Consider the following 13,872-nt stretch of genomic DNA (forward strand, 5'->3'; position numbering starts at 1 on the left):
GGTCCGGGCGAAGCAAGGTGGTACCACGAAGCGTTTGCTTTCGTCCTTGATGTGTCTTTCGGCACGTCAAGGACGTTTTCTTTTGGTGAATCCCGCTCCGGCGGCTCACATAGTTCAAATCACTTCAGTTTGAAGGAAAAGGAGAATGTATCATGAAAAAGTTTGTCTCTCTGCTCCTGACCGGCGCGCTGGCCTGCGCTCTTCTGGCCGGCTGTGGCGGCGGGAACACCGCCAGTCCCTCCCCCTCCGCCAGCGCGCCCGCCTCCAGCGCCCCCGTGGAGCCCTCCGCGCCCGCTGCGTCCAACCCCCTGGAGGGTACTGTCCTGAAGGTGGGCGCCACCCCCGCCCCCCACGCCGAGATCCTGGAGGTGGTCAAGGGTCTCCTGGCCGAGCAGGGCATCACCCTGGAGATCGTGGAGTTCAACGACTATATCCAGCCCAACCTGGCCGTGGAGAGCGGCGAGCTGGACGCCAACTACTTCCAGCACGTCACCTACATGAATGAGTTTAACGTCAGTGACAGCACCCATCTGGTCAGCGCCGCCGATGTCCACTACGAACCCTTCGGCCTTTATGCCGGCAAGACCGCTTCCATTGCCGACCTGGCTGACGGCGCCCAGATCGCGGTGCCCAACGACACCACCAACGAGGCCCGGGCGCTGCTGCTGCTGGAGCAGGAGGGGCTCATCACCCTGAAGGAGGGTGCCGGCATCACCGCCACCAAGGCCGACATCGCTGAGAACCCCAAGAACCTGGACATCGTGGAGCTGGAAGCCAACCAGCTTCCCGTCCGTCTGGCCGACGTGGACATGGCCGTGATCAATGGCAACTACGCCATTGACGCCGGGCTGAAGGTGGCCGACGCCGTGGCCATTGAGGCCGCCGACGGCGAGGCTGCCACCGCCTACGTCAACGTCCTTGCCGTCAAGGAGGGCAACGAGGACAGCCCTGCCATCCAGGCCCTGGCCGCGGCCCTGACCAGCCAGGAGGTCAAGGACTTCATCGACGAGACCTACGCCGGCGCCGTGGTGCCCGTGTTCTAAAAAACCGCGTTGAAAAAGCCCGTCCGCCGATTGGACGGGCTTTTCTCCCGGAAAACATCCGATGGAATTGGAGGAGATACCATGCAGATCGCCCACATCCTCACCGACCTGATCGGCAATACGCCCCTTCTGGCCCTGGAGCGTTATGCGCCCGGCGCCCGAATCCTGGCCAAGCTGGAGTGCTTTAATCCCCTGTCCTCGGCCAAGGACCGGGCGGCCCTCTATATGATCCGGGACGCCGAGGCGCGGGGCCTGCTGCGGCCCGGCTCCGTCCTGGTGGAGCCCACCAGCGGCAACACCGGCGTGGGCCTGAGCTACATCGCCGCCCTGCGGGGCTACCGGGTCATCCTTACCATGCCCGAGACCATGTCGGCGGAGCGGCGGAGCCTGCTGTCCGCCCTGGGGGCGGAGCTGGTGCTCACCCCCGGCCCTGCGGGGATGCAGGGGGCCATCGACAAGGCCAATGAGCTGCTGGCCACCCTGCCCGGGGCCTGGATGCCCGCCCAGTTTGACAATCCGGCCAACGCCCGGGCCCACTACGAGACCACGGGCCCGGAGATCTGGCGGGATACCGAGGGCACCGTGGACATCTATGTGGCGGGGGTGGGTACCGGCGGCACGCTCACCGGGGCGGGCCGCTACCTGAAGGAGCAGAACCCCGCTGTCCGGGTGGTGGCGGTGGAGCCCGCCGAGTCCCCGGTTCTCTCCGGCGGCAAGCCGGGAGCCCATAAGATCCAGGGCATCGGAGCCAACTTCGTCCCGTCTGTGCTGGACCGGGACCTGGTGGACGAGGTCCTGCCCATCCCCGGGGACGATGCCTGCGCAGCCGCCCGGGACCTGGCCGTCCGGGAAGGGCTGCTGGTGGGCATCTCCTCCGGCGCAGCCGCCCGGGCCGCCGCCCTTCTGGCGGCCCGGCCGGAGAACCGGGACAAGACCATCGTGGCCGTTCTGCCGGACACCGGGGAGCGCTATCTCTCCACCGGTGTATTCCAGCGGTAAGGAAACCAAACACGCCCCGTGAGCCGCGGCTCACGGGGCGTGTTTCATCCCTGAAAGAAATGGACCCGATCCAGGGTCAGGTCGGTGGTGTAGGGGTTGACGGTCTGATTGAGCAGATCCAGGCACTCCTGGGGATAGAGGCGATAGCACCACCTGGTTCCCCGGTAGGTGACGGTACCGTCCCCGGGCAGGGTTCCGGTGGACAGCCCGGCGGCCAGATCCACCGATAGGGCATTGGAGGCGAAATAGGCGATGTCGCTGGCGGACAGATCGGTTTTGACATAGCTGGTGAAGATATCCACAAAGCGGTTAAACTTGGTCACGCTGGAGAGGGAAAATACCTTTTTGGCGATGGCGGCGAGCATCTTCTGCTGGGTCTGGGACCGGCCCACGTCGGTGTAGCCGCTGCCGTCGTTGTTGTGGCGGAAGCGCACCACCTCCAGCGCCTGGGCCCCGTCCAGGTGCCGCATCCCCTCCTGGTAGTGGATGGAGAGGTCCTGGGTGGGGTCGTCGTAATCCATGTCGCAGGGGATGTAGAAGTCCACGCCGTCCACCGCGTTGACCAGAGCCTTGAAGGCCGAGATGTCCACCGTGATGTAGTAGTCGATGGGGAAGCCCACCAGGTCGGCCACCACGCTTTTCAGGGTGGAGGCTCCGTCCTTACCCAGATAGGCCGCGTTGATCTTGGGGGTCTTCCGGTCCACCAGGGTGTCCCGGGGGATGGAGACCACCCCCACCTTGGCGTTGGGCACGTCGTAAGTGGCCACCATGATGGTGTCGGCGTTGCCGCTGGACTGATCGCTGGCCGCCAGCAGGAAGGTGTAGGTGTACGCCCGGCGCTCCGGCGGCGGAGCCGTTTCCTCGGCGGGCTCCTGAGGGGCGGCGCTCTCTCCCGCGGGCTGGGAGGCAGTGGGAAGGGGGGCCGTGGATGGGGGGGCGGCGCTCTGCGCGGGAGGACGCACCAGTACCTGCCACGCCACGAAGCCCGCGACGATCAGGGCCGAAAGGGCCACCGCCGTGCGGTAGAGCGTCCGGCCCGCCCGGCGCAGGCGGGAGGGCCTTCGTTTCTTCTGTATGCGCTTTGCCACAGCGTTCACTCCCAAGAATTATGTCAACAATGCTCAGTATACAAGGTTAGACGCCCGGCGGCAAGAGAAAGTTGCCGCATTCAGAAAAACTTTAGAATTTGAGAAAGGGCGCCCGGCGCGGAAGAGAGTCCGCGCCGGGCGCCCGAGCATTCGGTCACATGCCGTCCAGCCGTCTGTGCACGTCCTGCCGCAGCAGGGTGTAGAGGATGGAGGCCACCGGGACGCTGAGGAGCATTCCCAGGAAGGAGAACAGCCCGCCGCCGATGGTGACGGCGGCCAGCACCCAGATCCCGGGCAGGCCCAGGGAGGTGCCCACCACCCGGGGATAGATGACGTTGCCCTCGAACTGCTGGAGACAGACCAGGAAAAGGAGAAAGATGACGGCCTTCATGGGATCAATCATGGCCAGCAGCAGGGCGGAGGTGAAGGCCCCCACATAAGCGCCCACAATGGGCACCAGGGCGGACACGCCGATGAGCACGGCGATCAGAAGGGGGTAGTCCAGCCGCAGGAGGACCATGCCCGCGAAGGTGAGTCCGCCCAGGATACAGGCCTCGGTGATCTGGCCGGTGACGAATTTGCTGAAGGTGCCCGCCGTCAGGGCGGTGACCTCCAGCACAATCCGGCAGACCTTGGGCGGCGTATAGGCCCGCAGCACCCGGCGGCACTGGGCCAACAGGCGGTCCTTCCCCGAGAGCATGTAGATAGAAAAGACTAGGGCCAGCACGCCGGTGACCACGATGGACACCAGATTGCTGGTGAGACTGACGAGCTGCGGCACGGCGTTGGACAGGGCGGCGAGGGCGCTGTTAAACAGGTCCCGGAGCACCTGGTCCAGCCGGGACAGGTCCAGCTCCTCCAGGTGGAGCCAGGCCGTGAGGTCGTTGATCCAGACCTGGGCCTGCCCCACATAGCCCTCCAGATTGGAGGCAAAGCGCCCGATGCTGCCCACAAGCTGGGGCAGCACAAAGGAAAAGACGGCTGCCACCACGCCGAAGAGCAGCAGGTAGGACAGAGTCACCGCCAGCGGGATAACGGCCTTTTTCAGAGCGGTCCCCGCCAGCAGACGGTCCAGGTGGCAGCGGAAAAAGGCGCAGGGCTTGGTGAGCACAAAGGCGATGGCCAGGCCGATGAACAGGGGGCGGCACACCGTGAGCACGCTGGCCACAGCACCCCACAGCACGTCAAATTTGACGATGACCAGGATGAGCAGCACGGTGAAGGTAATGAGCAGCAGAAGGCTTCGAAAAAGCTTTTTATCCATCCAGATACTCCCATTTCAATGATGTAAGACCACTATATCATCTCCCGCCGGTCCAAGTCAATGAAGGGAAGATTAAGAATCTCTGATTTATTCCAGATTCATGTGCCGTTTGCGGTCGGCTGACCAGGCCAGCTTGGCGGCCAGAGCCTGGGTGTCGCCGCTTTCGATGACCTCCCGGTAGGCGCGCAGGTTGTCCTCCAGGGTGCGGATGACGGTGCACAGGGCGGGGGCGTTCATGGAAAAGAGCTCGGTCCAGAGGGGGACGTCCAGGGCGGCCACCCGGGTGCAGTCCCGGAAGGAGCCGCCCTCGAAGCCCTTACAGTCGAACAGGTCCGGGTCGTCGCATACCGCCACGGCCATGATGTGCATGACCTGACTGGTGTAGGCGATGATGGCGTCGTGCTTTTGGGTGGTGGTGTTCACCACGTCCCGGCAGCCGATGTGCCTGGCGATGCGCTCCAGCAGGGCCACATGGGATGGGCAGCTCCGGGGCCCGGGGGTGATGATGTAGTGGGCCCCCCGGAACAGAGCGCCGTCGGCGTGGAAGATGCCGGAGGTCTCCCTGCCTGCCATGGGGTGGCCGCCGATGAAGTCCACAGCCTCCGGCAGTACCGCCGCGCCCTCTACGATGGCGGTCTTGATGCCGCACACGTCGGTGACCAGGGCCCCGGGCTTGAAGCGGTCCCGGTTGGCCTCCAGGAAGCGGACGATGCCCCGGGGGTGGAGACACAGGTAGACGACGTCGGCCTGGGACAGCACGGCCGGGGCGTCGTCGGTCAGCCGGTCAGCCACCCCATGGGCGGCGGCGAAGGCCAAGGTGTCCGGGTCCTGGTCCACCCCCACCAGCTCATAGTCCTCAAAGCCCCTCAGGGCCATGGCCATGGACCCGCCGATGAGGCCCAGCCCGATGATGGCGATCTGTCTTTTCATCTCACAGGCTCCGGCCCACGCAGGCCGCCACCGCAGCCAGCTTGCTCATCAGGCCGCCGAAATCCGCGGGGGTGATGGACTGGGCCCCGTCGCACAGGGCGTTTTTGGGGTCGTTGTGGACCTCGATGATAAGGCCGTCGGCCCCGGCCGCCACGGCCGCCAGGCTCATACGCTCCACCATCCACGCCTGGCCGCAGGCGTGGGAGGGGTCCACCACCACCGGCAGGTGGGACAGCTTCTTCACCGCCAGCACGGCGGACAGGTCCAGGGTGTTGCGGGTAAAGGTCTCAAACGTGCGGATGCCGCGCTCACACAGGATGACCTGATGGTTGCCGCCAGCCATGATGTATTCGGCGGACATGAGCCACTCCTCAATGGTGGAGGACAGGCCCCGCTTGAGGAGGATGGGCTTGGTGGTGTGGCCGAGCTGCTTGAGCAGGTCGAAGTTCTGCATGTTCCGGGCCCCCACCTGGATCACGTCCACACACATCTCAAACATCTCGATGTTGTCGGTGGACATGATCTCGGTGACGATGGGCAGGCCGGTGACGGCCTTGGCCTCCTGGAGCAGACGGATGCCGTCGTTGCCCATGCCCTGAAAAGAGTAGGGGGAGGTGCGGGGCTTGAAGGCGCCGCCCCGCAGGGCGGCGGCTCCGCTCTTCTGCACGGCCTCGGCCACCTCCACGATCTGGGCCTCGGACTCTACCGAGCAGGGCCCGGCGATGACGGCCAGCTTTTCGCCGCCGATGGCGGCGCCGTTGCCCAGGTCGATGACCGTGTCGTCGGGGTGGTACTTACGGTTGGCTTTCTTGTAGGGCTCGGTAACCCGCATGACCCGCTCCACGCCGGGGAGCAGGGCGATCTTCTCCTGATCGATGCCGGCGGCGTTGCCCTCGGCGCCCAGGATGGTGGTCTCGGCGCCCTTGGACACCATCACCTGGACCCCGCCGGCCTCCATGGTCTGGACGGCCTCCTGAAGCTGTTCGGCGGTAAAATCCCGTTTCATAATGACGACCATAATGTGACAGATCCTTTCTCAGATAAAATGAAACCGCGGCGGCCCACTGGGCCGCCGCGGCAGGATACGAATGCTCCTATCGTGGACGTCCGGTCATGGGCAACAGAAATTGCCGTTACCGAAAAAATCGTAACGGTAATAGGAGCCGTAATACACATGACCGGAGAACGAACGCATGAGAACACTTCCTTCTGGCTCACGACTTTAGCACTTTTTGCTGTTAAAGTCAAGAGGTTTTTTCAAGAAAATGTCCCCCGGCGAAAAGCTTCGCCGGGGGAGCGGGCCAGGTCAGCGCTTCAGGGTCTCCGCCCAGGCGGCGTACTTGGCCACCGTCGCGTCGCAGACTGCCTTGCTTGCGCCCTGGGCCAGGATATAGACCTTGACCTTGGGCTCGGTGCCGGAGGGGCGGACCACCAGGTCGGTGCCGTCGGCGAGCTTGTACTTGAGCACGTTGGAGCCCTTGAGCTCCATCTCCTTCACGGTACCGGCGGCCACGTCGGTCTGGGTGCCGTCGCTGTAGTCCTTCCGGAGGACCACCGCCGTCCCGGCGATCTCGGTGAGGGGACGGGTGCGCAGATCCTGCATCAGCGTGGCCATCTTTTTCAGACCGTCCAGGCCGGGCATCACCAGATTGAGGGTCTTTTCCCCGTACCAGCCGTACTTTTCATAGAGGCCCATCATGGCGTCGTACAGAGTCATGCCCTGGCCATAGTACCAGGCCGCCATCTCGGTGCATACCAGGGCGGCGGTGACGGCGTCCTTGTCCCGGACGTAGTCGCCCATCATATAGCCGTAGGACTCCTCATAGGAGAAGAGAACCTTGCCTTCGCCGCTTTGTTCCAGGGCATTTTTCTTTTCGGCCATAAACTTGAAGCCGGTGAAGGTGTCGAACATCTGGACGCCGTTCACCTCGGCCACCTTCCGGGCCATCTCGGTGGTGACGATGGTCTTGAGGGCGGCGGCGTTGGCGGGCAGGGTGCCCGCCCGCTTCTTGGCGGTGATGAGGTAGTCCAGCAGCAGCACGCCGGTCTGGTTGCCGGACAGAGGGACGAACCGGCCCTCCCGGTTGCGGACCATCAGGCCCACCCGGTCGGCGTCGGGGTCGGAGCCCAGGATGAAATCGGCCCCCTCCCGGTCGGCCAGCGCCACCGCCAGATGGAAGCCCTCGGGATTCTCCGGGTTGGGGGAGGCCACAGTGGGGAAGTCCCCGTCGATGACCATCTGCTCGGGCACGCAGAGCACGTGCTTCATGCCCAGGCGGCGCAGCACCTCGGGGATGAGGCGGTAGCCGGTGCCGTGGAAGGGAGTGTATACCATCTTGAAGGTGTCGGCCACCCGCTCCACGGCGCTCTGGTCGTTGACCTGCCCCATGACGTGGGCCAGAAAGGCCTCGTCGGTCTCGGCGCCCATCCGGGTGATGCGGCCCTCGGCCATGGCCTGCTCAAAGTCGGCCAGCTTCGGGCTGGCGAACAGGTCGAGCTCGGCCATCTTTTTGGCGATGGCGTCGGCGTGGCGGGGGGGAAGCTGGGCCCCGTCCTCCCAGTAGACCTTATAGCCGTTGTACTCCTTGGGATTGTGGCTGGCGGTGACATTGATGCCGGCGATGCAGCCGTATTCCCGGATGGCGAAGGAGAGCTCCGGGGTGGGGCGCAGGGATTCGAAGATGCGAACGGGGATGCCGTTGCCCGCCATGACGCGGGCGGCCTCCCGGGCAAACTCGTCGGAGTGGTGGCGGCAGTCGAAGCAGATGGCCACGCCCTTCCGGGCGCTCTCCGGTCCCTCGGCCAGGATGACCTCGGCAAAGGCCTGGGTGGCGTGGCGGATGACGTGGACGTTCATCTGGTGCAGGCCCACGCACATGGTGCCCCGCAGCCCGGCGGTGCCGAACTCCAGAGGGGCAAAAAAGCGGCTTTCGATCTCCTTTTCATCTCCGGCGATGGCCTGGAGCTCAGCCTTCTCGGCCTGGCTGAGGGCGGGGCTGTTCAGCCAATTCAGGTAAGTCTCCTTGTAGGACATGACATCTCCTCCTTATATGAATGATTCTGCGGCGGAAATCGCCGCTATTCGTCGTGCAGCAACAGGGCCCGGGCCTCGGATTCCCGGCTTTTGGGGACGTAGAGGTCTACTCCATACCCGGAAAAGCCCAGATAGACCTTGCCCAGGCCGCCTCCCTCGGGGTAGCGGGTGAGCACCGGGATGCCGGCCGCCTGGAACCGGGCCTGCACCACGGTCTGCACCGAAGGGAAATCCGCCAGATTGGACAGGCGGACGGCCTCCTCCGGTTCCCCGTCGGGCCCTAGGGGCCAAGGGACCTCGTCCGGATGGTGGATGGAGAAGGACCAGCCGCCCTCCTCGGGGGGCATGGCCTCCGGGTCCACCTCCTGGAGCAGCGCACCGCCGCAGACGGGACAGGTCAGGCCGTCGCATTCCCTCTCACAGCGTTCACAGTAGCCCATCTCACTCACCGGCCTCTCGGGCTTCCCGCCGCAGCGCGCGGATGGCCAGGAAGCGGAACAGGAGCATGGCGGCCAGACTCAGCAGGGCGGGGGTGATGCTGACGTCGAACAGGGCGGTCAGCAGGCCCAGCAGGGCCCCGGCCGCCGCGCTGATGCGCATCAGCAGGACAAACAGATTTTTGCGGTCCATAGCGTCACCTCATTTATGATAATTGGAGCCCTCGTTGATCTTGAAGGCCCGGTAGACCTGCTCCAGCAGCATGACCCGGGCCAGGTGGTGGGGGAAGGTCATGGGGGACATGGACAGACGCAGCCCGGCCTCCGCCTTGATGGAGGGATGGAGGCCGAAGGAGCCGCCAATGAGAAACACCAGGTGGCTCTCGCCCCGGTTCATCCAGTCGGTGAACAGCCCGGCCAGCTCCTCGCTGGAGCGCATCCTCCCCTCCACGCACAGAGCGACGAGGCCGCACCGGGGGGGCAGCTTGGCCCGGATGGCGTCGGCCTCCCGGGCCAGGGCGGCGTCGATCTGGGCCTGGGATGGGTCCTTGGGCAGCCGCTCCTCGGGGAGCTCCACAAGGGACAGCTTGCAGTAGGCCGACAGCCGCTTGGCGTATTCTGCCGCGGCCTGGGTATAAAACGGCTCCTTCAGCTTTCCCACGCACAGAAGGGTGATATTCAGCATGGCGGACCTCCTATGCGGTGCAGCACAGCCCGGGCTCGGCCCGGGGGGCCACGCTCAGCCGCAGGTCCCGGTCGGGGTCTGCCCCCATGGCGGAGAGGGCTAGGGCCACTGCGTTCCGGGCGCGGGCGGGGGTGTTGTTTTCGGCGGACAGGTGGGCCAGAATGACGGTGCGGGCGCCGGCCCGGACGGCTGTGCAGGCCAGGGCGGCCCCCGCCTCGTTGGACAGGTGGCCGTGGTCACCCAGGATGCGCCGCTTGAGGGAGTAGGGGTAGGGGCCGGACTTGACCCAGTCCACGTCGTGGTTGGATTCCACCACCAGAAGATCCGCTCCGGCCACGCCGGCGAGGACCGCTTCGGTGACCACCCCCAGGTCGGTGACCACGGCGGCCTTCCGGCTGCCGTCCGAGACGGCGTAGCCCATGGGTTCCGCCGCGTCGTGGAGGGTGGGGAAGGTCTCCACCGCCAGACCGCCCACGGTGAAGGCCCCGCCGGGGGCGCAGGTGTGGAGCACATCCTCCAGGGCGGCGATGCGGTAGCACAGATGCCGTCCGGTGCCGGGGCTGGCGTAGACCGGCAGCCGGAACTGCTTGGTCAGGGTGGCCAGACCGGCGATGTGGTCGGTATGCTCGTGGGTGACCAGCACCCCCGACAGGGCGGAGGGGTCCACCCCCAGGTCCCGGAGGGACCGGCAGATACGCCGGCAGGAGATGCCCGCGTCCACGAGCAGGTGGGTCTCTCCGGCGGAGAGCAGCAGGCAGTTGCCGGAGGAGCCGCTGGCCAGGGTGGTGAGTGTCAGCAAGATCATCGCTCCTATGTATCGAAATCAAACAGGAAGGGCGGCGGCAACCTGCCGCCGCCCTAAAATCGTCGTGATGCGGTGGGACTCAGCCCACGTCGGCCTGGGCCTTGTCCGCGTCGGGGGTGATGACCACGCGGATGTCGGCCCCCACGCCGGAGAGCTTGCGGACGATGTCCTCATAGCCCCGCTCAATATAGTAGACGTGGTCGATCTCGGTGACGCCCTGAGCGGCCAGTCCAGCGATGACCATGGCCGCGCCGGCCCGCAGGTCGCAGGCCTGCATGGGCGCGCCGGTGAGCTTGTCCACACCCTCGATGACGGCCACCTTGCCGTCCACCTGGATCTGGGCCCCCATGCGGCGGATCTCGTCCACATAGCGGTAGCGGTTGTCCCACACGCCCTCGGTGACCACGCTGGTCCCCTGGGCCAGGCAGAGCACCACGGAGATCTGGGGCTGCATGTCGGTGGGGAAGCCGGGGTAGGGCAGGGTCTTGATGTTGGCGCGGTAGAGGGGCCCGGTCCGGCGCACCAGCACCGCGTCGTCCTCCTCCTCCACCTCCACGCCCATCTCCACCAGCTTGGCGGTAATGCAGTCCAGGTGCTTGGGAATGACGTTTTTGATGCGGACCTCGCCGCCGGCGGCGGCCACGGCGGCCATATAGGTGCCGGCCTCGATCTGGTCGGGGATGATGGAGTAGGAGCCCCCCCGCAGGCCGGGGACGCCCCGGACCTTGATGACGTCGGTACCGGCTCCCATGATGTCGGCTCCCATGGAGTTGAGGAAGTTGGCCAGATCCACGATGTGGGGCTCCTTGGCGGCGTTTTCGATGATGGTGAGCCCCTCGGCCAGGGTGGCGGCCAGCATGATGTTCATGGTGGCGCCCACCGACACCACGTCCAGATAGATCTGGGCGCCGGTCAGCCGCCGGCCGCCGGAGGAGGCGTGGACATAGCCCCCCTTGACCTCCACGTCGGCCCCCATGGCCACAAAGCCCTTGATGTGCTGGTCGATGGGCCGGTCGCCCAGATGGCAGCCGCCGGGCAGCGGGACCTCCGCCGCGCCGAAGCGGCCCAGCAGGGCCCCGATCAGGTAGTAGGAGGCCCGGATTTTCCGGGCCATGTCCAGCCGCACCTGTTCATTGTGGATGCGGGTGCAGTCGATATCCACGGTGGTACGGTCCACCGTGCGGACGTCGGCGCCCAGCTCCTGTAAGATTTTCAAAATCGAGGTCACATCGCTGATCTGGGGAATGTTCTCGATCCGGCAGGTGCCGTTTACCAGCAGAGCTGCCGGGATAATGGCCACGGCGGCATTTTTGGCGCCGCTGATGTCGATCGCACCATGCAGCGGTTTCCCGCCGCGAATCACATATTTTGTCAAGTCCGCACCCTCTTTTATCCTCCCGCCCGGGCGGCGGTGAGACCGCCCGCGCTATCGGGGGCCGGACGATCCAGATCCGGCCCCGATCCCTGTATACTGCGGCTGGGGCGTGCCGCCCAGCCGTTCCAATCGTCATATCATGGATGAGAGCCCCAGAAAAACGCCGCCGGTCGGCCCTATCATCCAATGATATTATAGCATCACTAGTATGCAAAATCAAAAGAAATTTTACGCAAATGTTACAGCGAAATTTTTTGACAAAACTTGCACAATAACGATGCCCCAAAAGGGGGAGGATCAAACCAAAACGGGCATTTTAATCGGGAAAATAGCGGTGGAGGGTGGCCAGGGCCTGACGGGGGAGGATGAGGCGGGCGTGCTCGGTCAGCCGGGCGTCCAGGAAGGGAGCCTGCTCCGCCTCCGCGCCGAACTCGGACAGGCGGCAGGCGGTCTGCTCCTCCCCGGCGGGGAGGGACAGCCAGTAGCGCCCCTCCCAGAAGAACAGGGCGGCCTCCTCGGGGCAGACGGCCCAGAGGGCGCGGGCGGCGGCCAGCAGCCCCTCCAGGTCGGGAAAGGCAAGCCAGATCCGAGGCGGCTCGCTCCGGCGGGCAAAGACCAGCACCCCGCAGGCGTCGGGATAGGCTTCGATCTCCAGGGGCCCCTCCGCCGGCAGGCCGGCACGGAGAAAGGCGTCCCGGGTCAGGGTGAGGGCCAGCTCCCGGGTCAGGCTTTCGGGGGTGAGGCCGTGCTCTTTCAGGTCGGCGGGGGTGAGGTACAGCGCAACGCTGGCGGCGCCGATGGGCTGGATGGTCATGTGAGGTTCCTCCTTGCGCTCCGCGGGGCGGATACTGTCCCCATTATAAGGGGTGCGCCGGGACATGGATAGCTGTAATGATTGGGGAAAACGGTGAAAAGTACCCGGCACGGCCGGGTATTGGCAGGCTGACCCAACTGTGGTATACTAAAATCACTGATGTGAATAGGAGCTGGCAGTATGGAGCTATATGAAAAGACGGTATTCAGCGAGGAAAAATTCAAGGGCGTCATCGTGGACGTGCGGTTGGACCGGATCGAGCTGCCCAACGGCCGGCCGGCCACCCGGGAAGTGGTGTCCCATCCCGGCGGGGTGGCCATCCTGCCTCTCCACGACGACGGTACCGTGACGGTGGTGCGGCAGTTCCGCTACCCCTTCGGCCGGGTCATCACCGAGCTGCCCGCCGGCAAGCTGGAGCGGGGGGAGGACCACCGGGTGTGCGCGCTGCGGGAGCTGGAGGAGGAGACGGGCTATACCCCGGCCACGCTGACCTATATGGGGGCGCTGCTCTCCTCACCGGGCTTTACCGATGAGGTGCTCCATATGTACCTGGCCCGAGGGCTGAAGCCGGGCGAGTGTCATCCAGACGAGGACGAGTTCCTGGAGCGGGACCGGGTGCCCTTGGGGGAACTGGTGAAGGAGGTCATGGACGGGACCATCCAGGACGCCAAGACGGTGGCCGCCGTCCTCAAGGCCAAGGTTCTGCTGGATCTGTAACGGGAAGAAGGGAGCGGTCATGGCAAAGACGATCTTGATTGTCGAGGATGAAAAGAACATTGTGGATATCCTCAGCTTTAATCTGGGGCGGGAGGGATATGCCACGCTGGAGGCCTATGACGGGGAGGCGGGGCTCCAACTGGCGCTGGAGCAGGACCCGGACCTGATCCTGCTGGATCTGATGCTGCCTAAGATGAACGGCTTTGATGTGTGCCGGTCCGTCCGGGAGCACGGCCGGGCCACCCCGATCATCATGCTCACCGCCCGGGAGGAAGAGACCGACAAGGTTCTGGGCCTGGAGCTGGGGGCCGACGACTATATCACCAAGCCCTTTTCCATGCGGGAGCTGCTGGCCCGGGTGAAGGCCAATATCCGCCGGGTGGGGATGCTCACGGACCCGGCCCAGATCCGGCCCTCTGCGGCCAGCCGCCTGGAGCAGGGGCGTATCGCCATTGATACGGAACTGCTCATGGCCTACAAAGACGGAGCGCCCCTGGAGCTGACCCAGCGGGAGTACGAGCTGCTGAAATTCCTGGCCTCCAACCCGGGGAAGGTGTTCTCCCGGGAGGCCCTGATGGAGAACGTGTGGAATTACGAGGGCTATGTGGGCGACGTGCGGGCCGTGGACGTGGCCATCCGCCGCCTGCGGGAAAAGGTGGAGGACGACCCCGCCAGCCCGCA

Annotated in this window: 15 protein-coding genes; 4 read left to right on the forward strand and 11 right to left on the reverse strand. The window is 65.2% G+C overall.

Features of this window, described 5'->3' with window-relative positions; all coding sequences use genetic code 11:
- Positions 1–152: 152 nt before the first annotated feature.
- Complete coding sequence (locus B3H64_RS00400; RefSeq protein WP_050617153.1) at positions 153–1,043, forward strand: MetQ/NlpA family ABC transporter substrate-binding protein; 891 nt, start codon at positions 153–155, stop codon at positions 1,041–1,043.
- An 81-nt stretch (positions 1,044–1,124) separates the two neighbouring features.
- On the forward strand, positions 1,125–2,042 hold the full coding sequence (cysK, locus tag B3H64_RS00405) for a cysteine synthase A (RefSeq protein ID WP_286732060.1): 918 nt from the start codon (positions 1,125–1,127) through the stop codon (positions 2,040–2,042).
- 44 nt (positions 2,043–2,086) lie between these two features.
- Here cysK and B3H64_RS00410 read toward each other — a convergent pair whose 3' ends face one another.
- The 11 genes from B3H64_RS00410 to B3H64_RS00460 form a co-directional block, all read right to left on the reverse strand.
- On the reverse strand, positions 2,087–3,130 hold the full coding sequence (locus tag B3H64_RS00410) for an LCP family protein (RefSeq protein ID WP_286732061.1): 1,044 nt from the start codon (positions 3,128–3,130) through the stop codon (positions 2,087–2,089).
- A gap of 154 nt (positions 3,131–3,284) precedes the next feature.
- Positions 3,285–4,394, reverse strand: coding sequence for an AI-2E family transporter (locus B3H64_RS00415; RefSeq protein WP_286732062.1), 1,110 nt, complete (start codon positions 4,392–4,394; stop codon positions 3,285–3,287).
- A gap of 87 nt (positions 4,395–4,481) precedes the next feature.
- The gene (locus B3H64_RS00420) at positions 4,482–5,324 is read right to left on the reverse strand and encodes a prephenate dehydrogenase (RefSeq protein WP_050617149.1); all 843 of its coding nucleotides are present in this window, start codon (positions 5,322–5,324) and stop codon (positions 4,482–4,484) included.
- A 1-nt stretch (position 5,325) separates the two neighbouring features.
- The gene (gene aroF, locus B3H64_RS00425) at positions 5,326–6,342 is read right to left on the reverse strand and encodes a 3-deoxy-7-phosphoheptulonate synthase (protein ID WP_286732063.1); all 1,017 of its coding nucleotides are present in this window, start codon (positions 6,340–6,342) and stop codon (positions 5,326–5,328) included.
- A 288-nt stretch (positions 6,343–6,630) separates the two neighbouring features.
- Positions 6,631–8,358 carry a phospho-sugar mutase gene (locus tag B3H64_RS00430; RefSeq protein WP_286732064.1) on the reverse strand — a complete coding sequence of 576 codons (1,728 nt, stop codon included), beginning with the start codon at positions 8,356–8,358 and terminating at the stop codon, positions 6,631–6,633.
- A gap of 44 nt (positions 8,359–8,402) precedes the next feature.
- Complete coding sequence (locus tag B3H64_RS00435) at positions 8,403–8,798, reverse strand: hypothetical protein (protein WP_286732065.1); 396 nt, start codon at positions 8,796–8,798, stop codon at positions 8,403–8,405.
- 1 nt (position 8,799) lies between these two features.
- Positions 8,800–8,988: a hypothetical protein gene (locus tag B3H64_RS00440; RefSeq protein WP_050617145.1), complete on the reverse strand. Its 189-nt coding sequence runs from the start codon at positions 8,986–8,988 to the stop codon at positions 8,800–8,802.
- Between the two features lie 9 nt (positions 8,989–8,997).
- Positions 8,998–9,480, reverse strand: a complete 483-nt coding sequence (rlmH, locus tag B3H64_RS00445; protein WP_238074152.1) for a 23S rRNA (pseudouridine(1915)-N(3))-methyltransferase RlmH — start codon at positions 9,478–9,480, stop codon at positions 8,998–9,000.
- A 10-nt stretch (positions 9,481–9,490) separates the two neighbouring features.
- Positions 9,491–10,279, reverse strand: coding sequence for an MBL fold metallo-hydrolase (locus tag B3H64_RS00450; RefSeq protein WP_050617589.1), 789 nt, complete (start codon positions 10,277–10,279; stop codon positions 9,491–9,493).
- 85 nt (positions 10,280–10,364) lie between these two features.
- Complete coding sequence (locus B3H64_RS00455; RefSeq protein WP_050617143.1) at positions 10,365–11,660, reverse strand: UDP-N-acetylglucosamine 1-carboxyvinyltransferase; 1,296 nt, start codon at positions 11,658–11,660, stop codon at positions 10,365–10,367.
- Positions 11,661–11,976: 316 nt separating this feature from the next.
- Positions 11,977–12,474: an adaptor protein MecA gene (locus B3H64_RS00460; RefSeq protein ID WP_050617142.1), complete on the reverse strand. Its 498-nt coding sequence runs from the start codon at positions 12,472–12,474 to the stop codon at positions 11,977–11,979.
- A gap of 180 nt (positions 12,475–12,654) precedes the next feature.
- Here B3H64_RS00460 and B3H64_RS00465 point away from each other — a divergent pair, with 180 nt between their 5' ends.
- Both B3H64_RS00465 and B3H64_RS00470 read left to right on the forward strand, forming a co-directional pair.
- Positions 12,655–13,191: an NUDIX domain-containing protein gene (locus tag B3H64_RS00465; protein ID WP_278894256.1), complete on the forward strand. Its 537-nt coding sequence runs from the start codon at positions 12,655–12,657 to the stop codon at positions 13,189–13,191.
- Between the two features lie 19 nt (positions 13,192–13,210).
- On the forward strand, positions 13,211–13,872 hold a 662-nt coding region (locus B3H64_RS00470; RefSeq protein ID WP_286732066.1), incomplete at its 3' end, for a response regulator.

This window comes from Intestinimonas sp. UBA1698 (genome assembly GCF_002320075.1).
Classification (GTDB): domain Bacteria; phylum Bacillota; class Clostridia; order Oscillospirales; family Oscillospiraceae; genus Intestinimonas; species Intestinimonas massiliensis.

Coding starts and splice junctions, on each gene's coding strand:
- B3H64_RS00400 (WP_050617153.1), top strand. CDS start 153: ATGAAAAAGTTTGTCTCTCTGCTCCTGACCGGCGCGCTGGCCTGCGCT.
- cysK (WP_286732060.1), top strand. CDS start 1,125: ATGCAGATCGCCCACATCCTCACCGACCTGATCGGCAATACGCCCCTT.
- B3H64_RS00415 (WP_286732062.1), bottom strand. CDS start 4,394: ATGGATAAAAAGCTTTTTCGAAGCCTTCTGCTGCTCATTACCTTCACC.
- B3H64_RS00420 (WP_050617149.1), bottom strand. CDS start 5,324: ATGAAAAGACAGATCGCCATCATCGGGCTGGGCCTCATCGGCGGGTCC.
- aroF (WP_286732063.1), bottom strand. CDS start 6,342: ATGGTCGTCATTATGAAACGGGATTTTACCGCCGAACAGCTTCAGGAG.
- B3H64_RS00430 (WP_286732064.1), bottom strand. CDS start 8,358: ATGTCCTACAAGGAGACTTACCTGAATTGGCTGAACAGCCCCGCCCTC.
- B3H64_RS00435 (WP_286732065.1), bottom strand. CDS start 8,798: ATGGGCTACTGTGAACGCTGTGAGAGGGAATGCGACGGCCTGACCTGT.
- B3H64_RS00440 (WP_050617145.1), bottom strand. CDS start 8,988: ATGGACCGCAAAAATCTGTTTGTCCTGCTGATGCGCATCAGCGCGGCG.
- rlmH (WP_238074152.1), bottom strand. CDS start 9,480: ATGCTGAATATCACCCTTCTGTGCGTGGGAAAGCTGAAGGAGCCGTTT.
- B3H64_RS00460 (WP_050617142.1), bottom strand. CDS start 12,474: ATGACCATCCAGCCCATCGGCGCCGCCAGCGTTGCGCTGTACCTCACC.
- B3H64_RS00465 (WP_278894256.1), top strand. CDS start 12,655: ATGGAGCTATATGAAAAGACGGTATTCAGCGAGGAAAAATTCAAGGGC.